The organism is Billgrantia tianxiuensis, from assembly GCF_009834345.1.
GTDB lineage: Bacteria > Pseudomonadota > Gammaproteobacteria > Pseudomonadales > Halomonadaceae > Halomonas > Halomonas tianxiuensis.
Genome location: NZ_CP035042.1, coordinates 1943483 through 1961128, shown reverse-complemented (window position 1 = coordinate 1961128; position 17646 = coordinate 1943483). Strand labels below are relative to the sequence as shown.

General features: G+C 63.5%; 19 protein-coding genes and 1 pseudogene. 10 read left to right on the top strand and 10 right to left on the bottom strand.

What is annotated here, in order from left to right:
* Positions 1-71: 71 nt before the first annotated feature.
* The gene (locus tag EKK97_RS09095; protein WP_159551280.1) at positions 72-956 is read left to right on the top strand and encodes an NAD(P)-dependent oxidoreductase; all 885 of its coding nucleotides are present in this window, start codon (positions 72-74) and stop codon (positions 954-956) included.
* On the opposite strand, the gene EKK97_RS09090 is transcribed toward EKK97_RS09095, so the two are convergent.
* Positions 953-1798: a sterol desaturase family protein gene (locus EKK97_RS09090; protein ID WP_159551278.1), complete on the bottom strand. Its 846-nt coding sequence runs from the start codon at positions 1796-1798 to the stop codon at positions 953-955. The two genes, EKK97_RS09095 and EKK97_RS09090, sit on opposite strands and share 4 nt — an antisense overlap.
* A gap of 124 nt (positions 1799-1922) precedes the next feature.
* Here EKK97_RS09090 and EKK97_RS09085 point away from each other — a divergent pair, with 124 nt between their 5' ends.
* The 5 genes from EKK97_RS09085 to EKK97_RS09065 all read left to right on the top strand — a co-directional run bounded on the left by EKK97_RS09085 (position 1923) and on the right by EKK97_RS09065 (position 6566).
* Positions 1923-2777, top strand: coding sequence for an AAA family ATPase (locus EKK97_RS09085; protein WP_159551276.1), 855 nt, complete (start codon positions 1923-1925; stop codon positions 2775-2777).
* 3 nt (positions 2778-2780) lie between these two features.
* Entirely contained in the window at positions 2781-3959 is a 1179-nt protein-coding gene (locus EKK97_RS09080) for a vWA domain-containing protein (protein WP_159551274.1), read from the top strand.
* Positions 3960-4240: 281 nt separating this feature from the next.
* On the top strand, positions 4241-4888 hold the full coding sequence (locus tag EKK97_RS09075; protein WP_234286376.1) for a hypothetical protein: 648 nt from the start codon (positions 4241-4243) through the stop codon (positions 4886-4888).
* The gene (locus tag EKK97_RS09070; protein ID WP_159551272.1) at positions 4885-5643 is read left to right on the top strand and encodes a DUF3307 domain-containing protein; all 759 of its coding nucleotides are present in this window, start codon (positions 4885-4887) and stop codon (positions 5641-5643) included. Before EKK97_RS09075 ends, EKK97_RS09070 begins: the two co-directional genes overlap by 4 nt.
* Before the next feature lie 2 nt (positions 5644-5645).
* The gene (locus tag EKK97_RS09065; protein ID WP_159551270.1) at positions 5646-6566 is read left to right on the top strand and encodes an N-acetylmuramoyl-L-alanine amidase; all 921 of its coding nucleotides are present in this window, start codon (positions 5646-5648) and stop codon (positions 6564-6566) included.
* Here EKK97_RS09065 and EKK97_RS09060 read toward each other — a convergent pair.
* Positions 6563-7578, bottom strand: a pseudogene (locus EKK97_RS09060) (1-aminocyclopropane-1-carboxylate deaminase). The gene EKK97_RS09065 and the pseudogene EKK97_RS09060 sit on opposite strands and share 4 nt — an antisense overlap.
* Before the next feature lie 206 nt (positions 7579-7784).
* Between EKK97_RS09060 and EKK97_RS09055 the strand changes: the two are divergent.
* Positions 7785-8282 (top strand): Lrp/AsnC family transcriptional regulator, encoded by a 498-nt coding sequence (locus tag EKK97_RS09055; RefSeq protein ID WP_201297048.1) that lies wholly within the window; start codon positions 7785-7787, stop codon positions 8280-8282.
* 71 nt (positions 8283-8353) lie between these two features.
* Here EKK97_RS09055 and EKK97_RS09050 read toward each other — a convergent pair whose 3' ends face one another.
* Entirely contained in the window at positions 8354-8791 is a 438-nt protein-coding gene (locus EKK97_RS09050; protein ID WP_159551268.1) for a hypothetical protein, read from the bottom strand.
* 132 nt (positions 8792-8923) lie between these two features.
* Here EKK97_RS09050 and EKK97_RS09045 point away from each other — a divergent pair, with 132 nt between their 5' ends.
* The gene (locus EKK97_RS09045) at positions 8924-9517 is read left to right on the top strand and encodes a GNAT family N-acetyltransferase (protein ID WP_159551266.1); all 594 of its coding nucleotides are present in this window, start codon (positions 8924-8926) and stop codon (positions 9515-9517) included.
* A 140-nt stretch (positions 9518-9657) separates the two neighbouring features.
* Positions 9658-11379 (top strand): proline--tRNA ligase, encoded by a 1722-nt coding sequence (locus EKK97_RS09040; RefSeq protein WP_159551264.1) that lies wholly within the window; start codon positions 9658-9660, stop codon positions 11377-11379.
* Positions 11380-11509: 130 nt separating this feature from the next.
* Here EKK97_RS09040 and EKK97_RS09035 read toward each other — a convergent pair whose 3' ends face one another.
* The 7 genes from EKK97_RS09035 to rfaH all read right to left on the bottom strand — a co-directional run bounded on the left by EKK97_RS09035 (position 11510) and on the right by rfaH (position 16093).
* Positions 11510-11941, bottom strand: coding sequence for a hypothetical protein (locus EKK97_RS09035; RefSeq protein WP_159551262.1), 432 nt, complete (start codon positions 11939-11941; stop codon positions 11510-11512).
* Positions 11938-12894 (bottom strand): alpha/beta fold hydrolase, encoded by a 957-nt coding sequence (locus tag EKK97_RS09030; RefSeq protein WP_159551260.1) that lies wholly within the window; start codon positions 12892-12894, stop codon positions 11938-11940. The genes EKK97_RS09035 and EKK97_RS09030 overlap by 4 nt, the downstream gene beginning before the upstream one ends.
* A 94-nt stretch (positions 12895-12988) precedes the next feature.
* On the bottom strand, positions 12989-14119 hold the full coding sequence (locus EKK97_RS09025) for a GGDEF domain-containing protein (protein ID WP_159551258.1): 1131 nt from the start codon (positions 14117-14119) through the stop codon (positions 12989-12991).
* Positions 14113-14568: a hypothetical protein gene (locus EKK97_RS24490; RefSeq protein WP_236551412.1), complete on the bottom strand. Its 456-nt coding sequence runs from the start codon at positions 14566-14568 to the stop codon at positions 14113-14115. The genes EKK97_RS09025 and EKK97_RS24490 overlap by 7 nt, the downstream gene beginning before the upstream one ends.
* Positions 14569-14734: 166 nt before the next feature.
* Entirely contained in the window at positions 14735-14851 is a 117-nt protein-coding gene (gene ccoM, locus EKK97_RS25370; RefSeq protein WP_276574346.1) for a cytochrome c oxidase subunit CcoM, read from the bottom strand.
* 156 nt (positions 14852-15007) lie between these two features.
* Entirely contained in the window at positions 15008-15514 is a 507-nt protein-coding gene (locus tag EKK97_RS09015; protein WP_159551254.1) for an FKBP-type peptidyl-prolyl cis-trans isomerase, read from the bottom strand.
* Between the two features lie 36 nt (positions 15515-15550).
* Positions 15551-16093: a transcription/translation regulatory transformer protein RfaH gene (rfaH, locus tag EKK97_RS09010; RefSeq protein WP_159551252.1), complete on the bottom strand. Its 543-nt coding sequence runs from the start codon at positions 16091-16093 to the stop codon at positions 15551-15553.
* Between the two features lie 177 nt (positions 16094-16270).
* Here rfaH and EKK97_RS09005 point away from each other — a divergent pair, with 177 nt between their 5' ends.
* Entirely contained in the window at positions 16271-17638 is a 1368-nt protein-coding gene (locus EKK97_RS09005) for an AmpG family muropeptide MFS transporter (RefSeq protein ID WP_159551250.1), read from the top strand.
* Positions 17639-17646 lie beyond the last annotated feature (8 nt).

Genomic DNA, 17646 nt, shown 5'->3' with positions numbered 1-17646 from the left:
TAGTTGATGGAAAATGCTTCCATCAAGCATGCTAAGTGTTCCGCTTCCCTGACTCACTCTGGAGAGACGACATGACACAGCCCCGCCTCGGCTTCATCGGCATCGGTCTGATGGGCGACCCCATGACGCGCCGCCTGCTCGAAGCCGGCTTTGCCGTCACGGTATGGAACCGCACCCCCGCCAAGGCCGAGCCTCTGCGCGAGGCCGGCGCCACGCTCGCCGGCTCCATCGGTGAGTTGGTGGCAAACGTAGACGTGGTACTGCTGTGCCTGGCCAACACCACCGTGGTGGAAGAGGTGGTGTTCGGCGAGGGCGGCGTAGCGGCGCATGGCCGCGCGGGCCAGCGCCTGGTCGACCTCTCCAGCAGCGACCCGGCGGCAACGCGCAGCTTTGCCGAGCGGTTGGAAGAAGAGTGTGGCATGCGCTGGGTGGATGCACCGGTTTCCGGTGGCGTGGCGGGGGCCGAGGCCGGCAGCCTGGCGATTATGTGCGGCGGTGCGGAAGCGGACGTCGACGCCGTACGCCCCCTACTCGCCCCGCTCTCGGCGCGGGTCACACACATGGGCCCGGTGGGTGCCGGCCAGGTCACCAAGGTGTGCAACCAGATGATCGTCGGCTGCCAGGCGGCGGTGATCGCCGAGATGGTGGCCCTGGCCGAGGCCAGCGGTGTGGACGCCAGCCGCCTGACCGAGGCGCTGGCCGGCGGCTTCGCCGATTCCAAGCCGTTCCAGATCCTCACTCCGCGCATGGCGGCGAGCGAGTTCGACAGCCCGGCCTGGCACCTGCGCACCCTGCTCAAGGATCTCGACCTGGCGCTGGCCCAGAGTCAACGCGCCGGCAGCGCCACGCCCATGAGCGGTCTTGCCGCACAACTGATGCGCGCCCATGTCAATCATGGCCACGCCGAGCACGACCCGGCGACGCTGGTGGAAGCATACCGCCGGAAGAAAGCCTAACCCTGCGGCTCCTGCCCTCCGCTCTGTGCGGTAGATGGCTTGGGATTCAGCAGGGGCTGGATCAGCATGCGGTCCAGCCTCAGCTCGCGGGGGTCGCGGAACGCTTCGATGCCGAGCGTCATGCCGAGGTGCCCGGCGCCGGGCTGGTCGCGGTAGGTGCCGAACAGCCGGTCCCACCAGGGCAGGTTGAAGCCGAAGTTGCTGTCGGTTTCGCGGCGCACGATGGAGTGATGAACGCGATGCATGTCTGGCGTGACCACGATGAGGCGCAGCCGGCGGTCGAGCCACTCGGGCAGGCGCACATTGCCATGATTGAACATGGAAGTGGCATTGAGCAGGACCTCGAAGATCAGCACCGCCACGGCAGGCGCCCCCAGCAGCGTCACCACGGCAACTTTGATGGCCATTGAGATAAGGATCTCCAGCGGATGGAAACGCAGTCCGGTGGTCACGTCGAACTCGAGGTCCGCGTGGTGCATGCGGTGCAGGCGCCACAGCCAGGGCACGGCATGGAACAGTCGATGCTGGAAATAGATCGCCGCGTCCAGCAGCAGCACCGAGAGCGGCAGCGCCAGCCACAGCGGCGCCGAGAGCAGATGGAACAGCCCCCAGCCACGCTCGGCGGCCACCAGGGCAGCCCCTACCGCCGCCAGGGGAAAGAGCAGGCGCACGGCCAGCGTATCCAGCACCAGGATCGACAGGTTGCCGGGCCAGCGCTGCCAGCGCCGTATCCGCTGCTCACGGCGCGCGGCGCGGAATTCCCACAGCGCCATCGCCGCGAGCACCAGCAGGAAGATACCAAGGCGGATGAGCGGTTCGTGAAGCAGTAGTATCTCGCTCATGTTCATGGCTCCGGCGAATCCCTGCTCTGATGGTATCGCTTTCGAGCGGGATTTGTCCCTTGCCCCACCCTTCCGTACACTTGTTTGACTCTCCCCCTACACGATGCTACGCCGAGGCATGACCATGGCTTTCGATTCGACCTCTACCTACGTGGCTACCGATGCCTTGAAGCAAGCGGTAAACGCCGCCGTGACCCTGGAGCGGCCGCTGCTGATCAAGGGCGAGCCGGGCACCGGCAAGACCCTGCTGGCCGAGGAGCTGGCGAACTCGCTGGGCACTCAACTGATCACCTGGCACATCAAGTCCACCACCAAGGCCGCTCAAGGACTCTACGAGTACGACGCAGTAAGCCGTCTTCGCGACTCTCAGCTCGGCGTCGAAGGCGTGGAGAACGTCGAGAACTACATCAAGCCCGGCAAGCTGTGGGAAGCCTTCACCGCCGATGAGCGCGTGGTGCTGCTGATCGACGAGATCGACAAGGCCGACATCGAATTCCCCAACGACCTGCTCCAGGAGCTGGATCGCATGGAGTTCCATGTCTACGAGACCGGCGAGACCGTTCGCGCTCGTCACCGGCCGATCATCGTGATCACCTCGAACAATGAGAAGGAGCTGCCCGACGCCTTCCTGCGCCGCTGCTTCTTCCACTACATCGAGTTTCCCGACCGCGAGACCATGGCCGCCATTGTCGACGTGCACTTCCCCGACATTGCGCCGAAGCTGGTCAGCCAGGCGCTCGAGGTGTTCTTCGACCTGCGCCAGGCGCCGGGGCTGAAGAAGAAGCCCTCCACCTCCGAGCTGGTGGACTGGCTGAAGCTGCTGATGGCCGACGAACTGGCCCGCGAAGCGCTTTACCACCGCGATCCCGTAAAAGCGATTCCGCCACTGGCCGGCGCCCTGGTGAAGAACGAGCAGGATACCCAACTGCTCGAACGGCTGGCGTTCATGATGCGTCGCCAAGGCAACCAGAGGCGCTAAGCCATGTTCATCGGCCTGTTCGAAACCCTCAAGCGCGCCGGCGTGCCGGTGTCGCTGCGCGAGCTGCTCGACCTGCATGCGGTGGTCGAGCGCGGCGTAGTATTCGCCGACATGGAGGCGTTCTACCAGGTCGCGCGCACCGTGATGGTCAAGGACGAGCGCCATTTCGACCGCTTCGATCGCGCCTTTGCCGCCTGGTTCGACGGCCTGGAAAATCTCGATGCCGCCATCGAGGCGCTGATTCCCGACGACTGGCTGCGCCGTGAATTCGAGAAGCAGCTCTCCGAGGAGGAGAAGGCGCAGATCGAGTCGCTGGGCGGGCTGGAAAAACTGATCGAAACCTTCAAGCAGCGCCTGGAGGAACAGAAGGAGCGCCACGCCGGCGGCAACAAGTGGATCGGCACAGGTGGCACCAGCCCCTTTGGCGCCTATGGCTATAACCCCGAAGGCATTCGCATCGGCCAGGAGGGCTCGCGCCACCGCCGCGCAGTGAAGGTATGGGACGAGCGCCGCTTCCGCGACTACGACGACTCCCTCGAACTCGGCACGCGCAACATCAAGATGGCACTGCGCCGGCTGCGCAAGTTCGCCCGCCAGGGCGCGGCGGAAGAGTTCGACGTCGATGCTACCATCCGCGACACCGCCCGCGACGCCGGCCTGCTCAACGTGCGCATGCGCCCGGAGCGCCACAACGCGGTGAAGGTGCTGCTGTTCCTCGACGTGGGCGGCTCCATGGACGATCACATCCGCGTCTGCGAGGAGCTGTTCTCCGCTGCCCGTTCGGAGTTCAAGCACCTGGAGCACTACTATTTTCACAACTGCTTGTACGAAGGTGTCTGGCGCAACAACTACCGGCGCACCAGCGAGCGCATCCCCACCATGGACGTGCTGCATACCTACGGCCGCGACTATCAGGTAGTGATCGTCGGCGATGCCGCCATGTCGCCCTACGAGGTGACCCATCCCGGCGGTAGCGTGGAGCATTTCAACGAAGAGGCCGGTGCCGTATGGCTCCAGCGCCTGGCCGACAAGTTCCCCCGCCTGGCCTGGCTCAACCCCATGCCACCGCGAGCCTGGGAGTACACCCACTCCACCCAGTTGATCCGTCAATTGATCGACGACCGCATGTACCCCATGACCCTGGAAGGGCTCGAGAATGCCATGCGCGACCTGGCGCGCTAACCCAAGCGCTACGAGCGAATGCGATCCGGCTCAGGATCGCTTGCCCCATTCCAAGCCCACTCCTATACTGTATATTCATACATATTTCGTATGACAGACATGCTATCGGCCAGTCCGAGGCAAGCGGCAGGCGATAGCGCAGAGACAGCGAAGAAGACGAGAGCGAAGAAGACGAGAGCGAAGAAGACGAGAGCGGATAGACTCGCTATAGCCTTTTTTGGTTATTAATTTGAAAAATAGCCTCCAAGGGCTATTATCCAGACATCACCGACGCGTAGAACATGCCTATGGCGCAGCGCATTGCCGTACTCACGGGCGACTTGGTCGATTCGCGCAAGGCCAGCGACCCCAAGCGGCTCTTCAAGGTACTCGATACCGCCCTCGAGACGATCACCGAGCGCTACGGTGGGCAAAGCGAGCGGTATCGTGGTGACGGGTTCCAGGTCGCCCTACCCGACCCGGCGGCTGCCCTGCCCGCCGCGGTGCTGCTACGTGCGGCTCTGATTCGCCACTCGGAGGAACGCCAGCGCTGGGATGCGCGTATCGCAGTCGCCATCGGCAAGGATAGCTGGCAACCCGAACAGCGGGTAACCGAAGCCAGCGGCGAGGTGTTCGTGCGCTCCGGTCAGACGCTGGACGCCATGAGCGAAGGCGCCTCGCACCTGCGTCTCAGCCTGGTCGAAGAGGACGGCAGCGAGTGCCTGGCGCTGTTGACCCGTTTCGTCGACGATCTGATCGACGGCTGGTCGCGCTACGCCGCCGAGGCCGTCTATCTCAGCCTGTGGTACGAGGAGCCTCAACAGGCGCTCGCCAAGCGGCTCGGTATTAGCCAACCCAGCGTGCACAAGCGGCTACGAGCCGCTCGCTGGGCGCTGCTCGAGGACTACCTTCGCTACCTCGGCCAACGCTTCAAGGATGACTCACGATGAACGCCGATCTCTCGCTACTGCTGGGGCTGGTGCTGGTCCATTTGCTCGGTGACTTCGCCTTGCAGCCAAGCCGCTGGGTCGAGGCTCGCCTTGTGCGCAAGGTGCGCTCCCCCCAGCTCTACCTGCACGCGGCACTCCATGGCGGTTTGGCCCTGACGGTACTGAGCGCGGCCACCCTGAGCCGCTCAACCGGCGCGTCCTGGGGCGTGGTTCTGGGTGGGGCGGCGATGATCGCCGTGAGCCATGCCGTCATCGATCTCGGCAAGGCCTACCTGTCGCCGACAAAGCTACGTTGGTTCATGCTCGACCAGGCGCTGCATCTGCTGGTGCTGCTGGGCGTGTGGCTGGCCTGGCTGGGTCACTGGCAGCCGCTGATTGCGTTCTGGCAATGGCTGTTCACGCCCCCGGTGCTCGGCATCGTCGTTGCCTACATGCTCGTCACCCGCCCCCTGTCGATCGTCATTGCCCTGGTGATACAACGCTGGAGCGCGCAGATCGACAATCCGGGCACGCTCATCGCTGCCGGAGCACGCATCGGCATGGCCGAGCGCGTACTGGTACTGACCCTGGTGCTGCTCGATCAATTGACCGCCATCGGCTTCCTGCTGGCTGCCAAGTCGGTGCTGCGCTTCGGAGAACTGCGCGGCGCACAGGATCGCAAGCTGACAGAATACGTGCTGATGGGTACCTTGCTCAGCGTCTCGACCGCCATGGTACTCGGCTTGTTGATACGGCTGGTGGTACAGGGGAGCTGAGCATGCCGAAGCGCTGGGCCACCTTGTTGGGCATCGCCATGGCGGGCGTTTGGCTCGCCGGCTGCGCCGCCCCGGAACACCTCGAGCGGCGCGACGGCTACGTGGTGGATCACACCCACGTATCACCCTCGCACACCAGCCGCGTGCGCCACCTGGTGATCCACTACACCGACGTCGACGAGGCCGAATCGCTGTCCGTGCTCACCGGCCCCCATGTCAGCGCCCACTACATACTGCCGTTGCCGGCGCGCGACCACCGCGGCCAACCATTGGTCTATCAACTGGTCGACGAGGAGCGCCGCGCCTGGCACGCCGGCGCCAGCGCCTGGAGGGGCCGCACCAACATCAACGACACCTCGATCGGCATCGAGATCGTCAATACCGGACCCGACCGCCCCTATGCCGAGGTGGAACGGCTGCTGGAAGAGGACCCGGAGGCGTCGGTGGAGATCCAATGGACACCCTACCCCGAGGCACAGATCGAGGCGTTGATCGCCCTCTCCCGCGACATCATCGAACGCCACGACATCCACCCCACCGACGTGGTGGCCCACTCCGACATCGCGCCGACACGCAAGATCGACCCTGGCCCGCATTTTCCCTGGCGCCAACTCCATGAAGCCGGCATCGGCGTATGGCCGGAGGAAGACACCGTGGCCCGCTGGCAGGCCCGTTTCGAAGCCCAGGCCGTGCCACTCGCCACCCTTCAGCAAGCGCTCAGAAGCTGGGGATATCGGCTGGAGACGACCGGCGAGCTGGACCGTGAGACTCGCGCCGTGCTGCGCGCCTTCCAGATGCGCTTCCGCCCGGCCGACTATCGCGGGCGGCCGGATGCCGAAACCGCCGCGATTCTCTGGGCGCTGCTTGAGGAGTATCGTCCGGCAGCACTGGAGGAACTCAAGTCGCCGTTACGAAACAGTTAACCGTTACGGAACAGGTAGCTATAGGCGCTCAACGCCGGCACACCGCCCAAGTGGGCATAGAGGACGCGCGAGCCCTCGGGGAACTCTCCGTTTCGCACCATGTCGATCATGCCCTGCATCGACTTGCCCTCGTAGACCGGATCGGTCAGCACGCCCTCGAGGCGCGCGCAGAGACGAATCGCCTCCAGCGTACCTTCGCTGGGCAAGCCGTACTCGGGCCGCCATAGCGGGCATCCAGCACCACATCTTCGTCGGCAATTCCCCCTTCCAGCTCGACCAGTTCAGCCGTATGGCGGGCGATGCGCAGGATCTGCTCACGGGTTCGCTCCGGCCTGGCCGAGGCATCGATGCCGATCACCCGACGCGCGCGGCCGTCGGCAGCGAAGCCGACCACCATGCCAGCCTGGGTGCTGCCGGTCACCGAGCAGACCACGATGTAGTCGAACGTGAAGCCGAGCGCCTGCTCTTGCTGACGTACCTCTTCGGCAAACCCCACGAAGCCCAGGCCGCCATAGGGATGCTCGGAGCAGCCAGCTGGAATCGGGAACGGCTTGCCGCCACGCTGGCGCACGTCCTCCAGCGCTTGCTCCCAACTGGGGCGGATACCGATGTCGAAGCCCGCCTCGTCGAGGCACACCTCGGCACCCATAATGCGCGACATCTCGATGTTGCCGACCCGATCGTATACGGCATCGGAGTAGTTGACCCAATCCTCCTGTACCAGCACGCACTGCATGCCGAGATGGGCCGCCACGGCAGCGACCTGGCGCGTCTGGTTAGACTGGATGCCACCGATGGAGACGAGCGTGTCACAACCCTGCTCCAGGGCTTCGGGAACCAGATACTCGAGCTTGCGTGTCTTGTTGCCACCAAAAGCAAGGCCGCTGTTGCAGTCTTCACGCTTGGCATAAAGCTCGACCCTCCCGCCCAGATGCTCGCTGAGGCGCTTCAGGCGAGTAATGGGCGACGGCCCGAAGGTCAGTGGATAACGGGAAAAACGCTGCAAGTTCATGGAGTCTCTCCTGCTCGCTAGGCAATGGCGGCGGCCGTTCGATTCAAGCCACCGACTCATGAGTGGCACGCTCGGCCTTTTTTCATACTAACGGCCTGGAGAAGTTGCCTGGTTGCAAAATAACGTCGATTATTCAAATAAAAGAAAGTTGAACACCGACCTTGCACGACTTAGAACCCACAAATCTCCCGACAAGAGAAATTAAATTGCGTGACAGACCCTCTCATTCCGTGCCGGTCGCCGCTACCGAGCTGGATCGTATCGACAAGCGCATCCTCAAGACGCTGCAACAGGACGCCTCGATCTCCAACGTGGCACTGGCGGCCGAAGTGAATCTCAGCCCACCCGCCTGCCTGCGGCGCGTCGAGCGGCTAAAGCAGGAAGGCTTGATTCGAGGCATCGTCGCGCATCTCGATCCCGAACGACTCAATGCCGGCATGGTGGTATTGATTGGGGTGGTGCTGGATCGCTCGACGCCGGAATCTTTCGCCGCCTTCGAGGAAGCCGCGCAGCGTGTCACCGGCTGCATGGAGTGCCATGTCGTCACTGGCGAGTTCGACTACTTCATGCTGGTCAGAACCCGTGATAGTCAGAGCTTCAACAAGCTGCACGCCGAGCAGCTACTGTACCTGCCCGGAGTGCGCCAGATTCGTTCGTTCATGGGTTTGAAAGAGGTGGTATCGACCCACCAGGTACCACTGTAGCGGAGGGAAAAGCGCTGCCTTTGCCGACACTCAGCAGGCCGTAGGGCAAAGCCCTTTTCACGCATGAGGAGTTACATCGTAGCCAGACGCTCCTGATCGTTGATGCCGGCCATACGCACCAGCGCCAGGGCCTCGTCGAGGCTTTCCACTTCTTCGACTCTGACCAGCTCGTTGTCGAGGCTGACCGGCTTGCCGGTCTTCTCGGAAAGCAGCCGCTCCAGGGTCGGCACGTCCATGTTCTCGTCCATCTTCAGGGTATCGACACTGGCGCTGTCGTGGGTGCCAGGCAGGTAGATGGTGCCATTGGAGAAATCCACGGCGTAGGCGATCACGCCCGGAACGATGAAGAACAGCAACCCCACGCCATTGGCAATGGCAACCACCGGGTCGATACGGCCGCTCATCTGACCCTTACGTTCGGGATGGAAGACGGTACCGCAGCCCACCAGGGCGGTGATGGAAACGCCAAGCACCAACCCGGTCAGGGCACGACGGATCTGGATCCTCATGAAAGGAATGCTCCGCAGAAGGTCGGGTTACCGGCACCGGACGTTGCCGCCCCTGGCGCCGCCATGGAGAATGGCGGGAGATTACCACAACGGCAACTAATACGAGCGTTTACTTTTTTCACGGAGGCCCTCATGAGCGAAACCGCATTGCATACCTGCCAGGGCAGCGCCATCGAGCCACGGCTGGAGGAACTGGCTCATCTGCGCATCACCGTGTTCCGTGATTTTCCCTATCTCTACGACGGCAGCTTCGAGTATGAGGCCAACTACCTGCGCCGCTATGCCGAGTGTCCCGAAAGCCTGTTCGTGCTGGCCGAGGATGGCGATGCCTTGGTAGGTGCCGCCACGGGCATGCCGCTGGCCGAGGACGTCGAAGAGTTCCGCACACCGTTCGAGCAGGCCGGCTTCGATATCGGCAGCGTGTTCTACTACGGCGAGTCGGTACTGCTGCCGAGCTACCGCGGCCGGGGTATCGGCAAGGCCTTCCTCGCCGAGCGCGAGCGTCATGCGGCCAAGCGGGGCTTTTCCACCGTGGCGTTCTGCGCCGTGGAGCGCCCCGACGACCATCCGCTGAAACCAGAGGGCTACGTGCCGCTGCACGGCTTCTGGCGCTCACAGGGCTACGAGCGGCATCCGGAACTTGCCACCACCTTCCGCTGGAAGGACATCGGCGAGCCGGAGGAGACCGACAAGCCGATGGTGTTCTGGCTGAAGTCTTTGGGGTGAGGCCTGTCCTCGGCGCTCCTCGCTCGTTCAGCAGCCCACTCTTTTGCCGCAATTCGTCGTTGGCCGTACAATGCCCCGAACGCCGCCCGCCGCGGCATCTCGACTCATGTCAGCCCATGCTGGAAGGAAACGCCGGACCCATGCGCGCCACTCAACTGTTGATCGCCACCCTCAAGGAAACGCCTGCCGACGCCGAAGTCATCAGCCATCAGCTGATGCTGCGTGCCGGCATGATCCGCCGCCTTACCTCGGGCCTGTACACCTGGCTGCCGGTCGGCCTGCGCACCCTGCGCAAGGTGGAACGTATCGTGCGCGAGGAGATGGATCGCGCCGGCGCCCAGGAAGTACTGATGCCGGCGGTGCAGCCCGCCGAGCTGTGGCAGGAGTCCGGCCGCTGGGAGATGTACGGCCCTGAACTGCTGCGCCTGAAGGATCGCCACGAGCGCGACTACTGCGTCGGCCCCACCCATGAAGAGGTGATCACCGACCTGATGCGCCGGGAGCTCTCCAGCTACAAGCAGCTGCCGGCCAACTTCTACCAGATCCAGACCAAGTTCCGCGACGAGATCCGGCCCCGCTTCGGCGTGATGCGCTCGCGCGAGTTCATCATGAAGGACGCCTATTCCTTCCACATCGACCAGGCCTCGCTGAAGGAAACCTACCAGGCAATGTACGATGCCTACGTGCGGATATTCACCCGCCTGGGCCTGGACTTCCGTCCCGTGCTGGCCGACACCGGCGCCATCGGCGGTACCGATTCCCATGAGTTCCACGTGCTGGCCGACTCCGGCGAGGACGCCATCATCTTCTCCACCGAATCGGACTACGCTGCCAACATCGAGAAGGCCGAAGCGCTGCCTGCACCGCTCGGCACCACGCCCGAGCGCGCCGCACCGAGCGAGGAGCTGCGCCTGGTCGACACACCCAATGCCAAGACCATTGCCGCCCTGGTGGAACAGCATGGCCTGCCCATCGAGAAGACCATCAAGACGCTGATGGTGCACGCCGCCGAAGGCGGCCTGATCGCCCTGCTGGTTCGCGGCGACCATGAACTCAACGCGATCAAGGCCGAGAACCTGCCCGAGGTGGCCGAACCGCTGACCATGGCCAGCGAGGAAGAGATCCGCGCGGTAGTCGGCGCCGGCCCCGGTTCACTGGGCCCGGTGAATCTGAACATGCCGATCATTATCGACCGCAGCGTGGCGCTGATGAGCGATTTCGGCGCCGGTGCCAACATCGACGGCAAGCACTACTTCGGCATCAACTGGGAACGCGACGTGGCGCTGCCCAAGGTCGCCGACATCCGCAACGTGGTCGAGGGCGATCCCTCGCCGGACGGCAAGGGCACGCTCTCGATCAAGCGCGGTATCGAGGTCGGCCACGTGTTCCAGTTGGGCAAGAAATACTCCGAGGCGATGAATGCCACAGTACTCGACGACAACGGCAAGGCCGCCCACCCCTGGATGGGCTGCTACGGCATCGGTGTGACTCGCGTAGTAGCCGCCGCCATCGAGCAGAACCACGACGAGAACGGCATCATCTGGCCCAACGCCATTGCCCCCTTCCAGGTTGCCCTGGTACCGATGAACGCGCACAAGTCGCAGCGTGTACGTGAAGAGTCCGAGCGACTCTACCAGGCGCTGACGGCAGCCGGCATCGACGTGCTGCTGGACGACCGCGACCTGCGCCCCGGGGTGAAGTTCGCCGACCAGGAGCTGATCGGCATTCCCCATCGCCTGGTGGTCGGCGACCGCGGATTGGACAACGGCGAGCTGGAGTACAAGGGGCGGCGTGACAGCGAAGCCACCATGGTGTCTGCCGATACGATCGTCGAGTTCCTGCGCGAGCGGGTCGGCGTCTGATCGGCGGCTGGCCGCGACGCTGCTCGTCGCGGCCAGCCTTGGGTAGCATCATTCCCGCTCGCAATACTCCCGCTCACGGTACTTCTCGCCCACTGTCTCAGCGTGAAACGAGGCAATCTTACCCGTGCCCTCACCGGGCACCTGCTCGCCGCTCCCATGACAGATGCAAAGCCAACGGCACCAATGCGACCGCTGGCGCCAGCAAGGTGAAGCCAACCCGGGTCTGGTACAGGGACGAAAGCACGTTCTGCTCGATAGCCACCACACTGCTGGCGATACCGACGACCCCCGCCGCCAGCAGCAGCACGAACCAGGCCGCGTGAGCCCGACACAGGCCGCTGCCACCGAAACGCAGGAAGCCCACGGCAAGCCGCCACGCCGCCAGGATGCCCAACAGCTTGATCAACATGCCCAGGTCGAATGCCAGCAGTGTCGCCTGAAGCTCGGGGATGGGATAGGCAACGTAAGTGAGCGGCACGAGCAGCGCCATCAGCAGCGTCAGGGGCAGCAACAGGATCAGCACTTCGGCCAGCACGATGCGCTTTCTTGCAGTCAATGTCATGCGCTCTCCTCCATGAAGGAGCGAGTGGCATCGGCCAGCGCCAGCGGCGCAGTAAACACCAGGGTATGGGCCACATCCGGCAGGATGAGAAGCTCGCCATGCGGCAGGCGTCGAACCAGCATCTCGGCGAATGCCTGATGCGTGATGGGGTCGTGCTCGCCCCGTATCACCAGCGTTGGCGCCTCTATCTTGCGCACCTTCTCTTCGACAGGATCGGTCACCTGGAAGATATAGGAGCGAATCATGCGCCAAAGGCCCGCCTTGCCATACTCGGGAGCCGTCACCTCTCCCAGCATCTCGGGATTGTAGGGCTCGTTCTGACGCCAACGGATGAATTGCCAGAAGGTCGAGCGCTCGTCCGGCGGCGTGGTGGGCCCCTGCAGAATCAGGCGGTTCACCCGCTCGGGATAACGCATCGCCAGATCGACGATGACCTGGCAGCCGAAGGAGTTGCCGAGAAAGGAAGCGCGCTCCAGGCCGATGGCCTCCATCCAGGCCACCAGCCAGTTCGACATCTGGGGGATGTTGAGTACCTTGCCGGGATCGCCGCTGTCGCCGTAACCGGGAATGTCGGGAACGTAGACAGGGAAATCCGCTGCCAGCTCACGCGCGGTGGGAATCATGTAGCGACCGGAGAGGCCCGAGCCATGGATCAGCACCAACGGTGGCGCATTGGCCGGAGCCGCCTCGGTCGCCACCAGGGCATGCAGCGAAACGCCACGCACCAGGGTTCGCTGCGGCTCGAGAGGCCCACGGTCCAGCCACTCATCGAATGGCGGAAATTCCGGTGCAAGAAGTCCCGCGTCATTATCGCCGCAACCGGCCAGGGTCAGCGTCAAGCTTCCCGCACCGGTCAGCCACAGGAAGCGGCGCCGACTTATCCTGGAGGGGCCCGCCACAGCGGTTGCACCATCGCCCCCAAGGGTTTCCCTGTCCTCGCTAGGGGTGGTCATCCCGGCTCCCCTGTCATTTCGTCCTTGGTGGTGATCGGCCGGACGTTGCGTGCAAACGGCCCGTGCTTATCCGGTCAAGTACGTACCCGGGACACTAGCCACTTACCTCGTTCATGTCCAATGAGGCGATCGCCCAGCCATCGCGTCCCCGCGACTTGACCTGATAAAGCGCTCCATCGGCGGCAACATAGCCGGCCTCCAGCCCGGCGTGGCTCGCCGTGAAGCGCACTGCCCCGACGCTGAAGGTCACATGCTCGGAGTGAGGATGCGAAGGATGCGGCAGGTTGGCGGCACGCAGCGATTCAACGAGGCTGCGGCAGGTTTCGTCCAGGGTCTCGGCATCGTGGCACGCGAACAATACCGCAAACTCGTCGCCCCCAAGCCGATAGAGTCTTGCTTCGTGCTCCAGGTTGCCCTCGATCAGTTGCACCAGGCGGCGCAACAGTCGGTCCCCGTCGGGATGTCCCAGGCTATCGTTGTACTGCTTGAAAAAATCGATATCGACCAGCAGCAGCCCCATCGGGCTCCCCCATGCAGCCGTTACGTGATCGTGCATGGCACTGCGGTTTCCGACGCCGGTCAGTGGATCGCACAGGGCTTTCGCCATCCACTCCAGGCTCTCGCGAGCGGATCTGGCGGCCCGTCGACGCTGCAACTCGTGCATCAGCCAGAAGCCTAGCCCCATCACGAAGATCACCAGGCTACCAAGCAATACCTGTCCTTGGTGGCGTCGGGTCTGTTCGACGAATTCCGCCGTCACGGTACTGCGCCGGTCGAGCTGGTGCATCTCGATCTCAGTGAGGCAGCGCATCGGCTCCAGCAGGCTTTCGCGCAAATGGCCGGTCTCGAGGACATCATTTCCCTGCAAGCGAACCAACAAGTCGTCCATCGCCGCCAGGCTTGGCTCCGTACAAGGGTAGTCGCGCCGATAAAGACCAATGTCGAACAGGCTGTAGGCAAGCTTGAGCTGGAAGTAGGCACGCTCGCGGGTATCGCTGTCCCGGGGCAGTGTCAGCAGCAGGTCGAGACCCTGCTGCAGGTAGACCCGAGCGCGGGTGGCCAATTGCTGGCCGGTGAGATTGCCCGACTGGCTGAAATAGGCGTGTATCTCGGGATAGACCCAGCGTGTCTGGTAAGCGATGAGCAGCATCAGGGCGGTGAAGCTCATCACGCTGAGCCATAACCAGCGAACGTGGCGCCTCAAAGGCTGGCGCGGTTCTACCATACCGCCTCGATACGCCTAATCATCCAGATCCAGTCGTTGAAGTTGCGCAGGCTGGAGGGATCGCGGTCGCCATAGTCACGCTCGACCAGACGCACCGGACCGCGGTGGCGCAGCGTGATCGGCTCGCCGTTCTGGTGGGTCACGAGGATCCAGTCGGGATCGTCCCAGCCCGCCAGGGTCACGTCATAGTCGTCCCAGGCTTCGAAGTGCAGCCGCGACGGCACCTCACCGAAGTGCTCGACCAACAGCTCACGAAAGACCAGACCGCGTATGTCGACTTCCTCGGCCAGATAGGGGTCGAAGAAGCGGAACTCGACATCGGCACGAGCGCGCAGTTCGTCAACGGAGAGCGCGATTTCACGCTCTCCGTCACGCAACAACAATCGATTGGAATCGGCCAAAGCGGGCATGGCAAACAGCAGGGTGAGAGCTGCCAGCAGCCGCACCATACAACGGTCAGGATGAAATAGTGGCATAACCCCCCATATTTATTCTTCTGCCGATACGCCTTTGGCGTATCTTTCCGAGGAGTCTACCACGAAAAAATGCCGGCCCAATTGGGCCGGCTACTGGGGGGAAATCCCCCTCCCCTGACGACTTGCTGAGCAGGCTGGCTCAGTGCTTGCGCTTGCGACGATGGTCGCGAATCACGAAGCCAATCCAGCCTCCCATGAAAGCGATCATCATCGCGACGGTTACCAGCCCGAACACTACTGCATCATCCCAGTACATGGTGGTTCTCCCCGTCACCTGATGTGATGGCTTCACTCTAGCCTGACGGCGGCAGGGGAAAACTGACCTGCATCAAATTTCGCTCCGGACTCGATGAACAGCGCGCAGCGAATTGATACAGGTCAGTTTTTGGGGGGTATTCGAAGCAGTTGCGATTCAAGGAACCTTGCGATCCTCGACCTGAGACGGCTCCACATCGGCGGGAAGCGGGTGCCCCTTGGCCAGCTCGGCGCGATTTGCCTCGCGCACGTCGAGAACTTCGAGCGCATAGACGAGAGTATGTCCAGCCAATGGATGATTGGTGTCGACCAGCACCGTAGCGTCACGCACCTCGAGCACTGTCACGATCTGCGGGCCGTCGTCGCCCGGCGTCTGGAAACGCATGCCGGGTGCCAGGTCGTCCTGGGAGAAGGCACCGCGGCCGACCTCTTGTACCAGGTCGTCATGGCGGCTGCCATAGGCCTCCTCAGGGGTCAGCGTGACATTCAGCCTGTCGCCGGCCTGGTGGCCGGCGAGCGCCTGCTCGAGGCCAGCGATGATGTTGTCATGCCCATGAAGGTATTCGAGGGGCTTGGCGCGTGCCCGTGAATCGTCAAGCACCTGGCCCTGATCGTCGCTGAGCACGTAATGAAGGGTCACGACCCGCTGCGGGGCGATGTTCATGGCAATCTCCTGTGAGCGCAAGCCGGCGGGCGGGCATCAGCTTCGGGGGCGCAGCTGCGAAACCGGCATCTCCAGCTGTTGCTGACGATTGAGCAGGTTGAGCAGCACGATGGCCCGCTCATCGCCCTTGTGGCTGGCGAATACCGCCTGCAGGTCCTTGAACGGGCCTTCGGTGATCTCCACCTTCTCGCCGGCGCGAAAATAGACGTTGGTAGCATTCTCCTGCCCTTGGGCGCCCTGCTCGCGCAGCATCGCGATCAGAGCATCGTCGACCGGCAATGGGCGATTGCCGAAGGTGACGATCCTGAGCACGCCTCGAGTCGAGCGGATCGGCCGCCAGTTGCTGGCAACGCGGTCGAGACGAATGAACAGGTAATGGGGAAACAGCGGCTCATCGAGCCACACCAGCTTACCGCCGCGTTTCTTCTGGACCTGGAGAATGGGGTGAAAGAGTTCGTACCCCTGGTTGCTCAGGTGCTCCGCAGCGCGAAAGGATTCTCCGCCCTTGCATTGGATGACATACCAGCGCGGCAGGCTGTCGTCCTCGTCGTCGATCGGCTGACGTTCACCATGGCTCATGAAGGCCTCCTGATCGGGATATCCTGCTGGCATCGATGCCGGGGCTCTGCAACAATCGAGCGGCCGGACGAAGCGTCCTCCTGGACCGGCCATCCCCGCCCAGGGTGGGCCATTCTAGCATCGTTGTCGGTAACGGGCCGCCCCCAGGCATCGATCCATCGAGGAGTATTGCCACGCATGACCACCCCTACCGCTCATCGCAGCTGGGGAGCTGCCCTGGCCATCTATCTGCGAGCCCCCGTGCTCACCATGCTGTTCCTGGGCTTCTCGGCCGGACTGCCGTTCCTGCTGGTCTTCTCGACCCTTTCCGCCTGGCTGCGCAGCGATGGCGTCCAGGTCGCAGCCATTGGGTTCTTCTCCTGGATCGGCATGCTTTATTCGATCAAGTTCTTCTGGGCACCAGTGGTGGACCGCCTCGCCCTACCCGTGCTGACGCGTACCTTCGGTCAGCGGCGAGGTTGGATGCTGCTGGCTCAGGCCATGATCGCCGGCGGGCTGGTGGGTCTGGCCAACCTCGAACCGCAGCAGAACCTGACGCTGGTGGCCGTCTTCGCCCTGCTGGTGGCCTTCGGCTCGGCCACTCAGGACATCGCCATCGACGCCTTCCGCATCGAGTCGGCCCCTGACGACATCCAGGCGGCCATGGCGTCGACCTACATCATCGGCTATCGCGGCGGCCTGCTGGCCGCCGGCGCCGGCGCCCTCTACGTGGCATCGTGGCTCTCCTGGCAGGCTGCCTACCTGACCATGGCCCTACTGGTCGGTGTGGGCGTGATCACGGTACTGCTGCGCCCCGAACCCAAGCGGCTGTCGCTGACCACCCAACTGATTCACGAGCCTCGGGTGCGCGCCTTCATTCGCGTCAGCCGCGGCAAGCCTCGAGTGCTGCGCCGTCTGGGGGCCTGGCTGATCGGTGCGGTAGTCTGTCCGTTCACCGATTTCATTTCTCGCCATCGGCTCAAGGCGCTGTGGCTGCTGGTGTTCGTAGCGGTGTTCCGTATCAGCGACCTGGCCATGGCCTCGATGGCCAACCCTCTTTACATTGACCTGGGCTTTTCACTGGCGACCATCGCCAACGTCACCAATGTGTTCGGCATCGCCATGAGCATCAGTGGCGGAATCCTGGGCGGGCTTCTGGTGGCACGCTACGGCATCGGCCCGATCCTGGTGCTTGGCGCGGCGGCCGCCACCCTGACCAACCTGCTGTTCGCTGCCCTGGCGCTGGCCGGCCAGAGCCTGCCGATGCTGGTGATGGCCATCGTTGGCGACAACCTGGCCAACGGCCTGGCCAGTGCGGTGTTTATCGCCTTCCTGTCGAGCCTGACCTCACGCGCCTACACCGCCACCCAGTACGCCCTGTTCTCATCGCTGATGACCCTACCGGGCAAGTTCCTGAGCGGCTTTGGCGGGATGGTGGTGGCAGCGGAAGGCTATGCGACTTTTTTCGTCATCGCCACGGCGCTGGGACTACCGGCCATCGCCCTGGCGATCTGGATAAGCCGTGACAAGGAGTTGGTGCCGCCGCCCGCGCCACGCGTGGCCTGAACGACCTT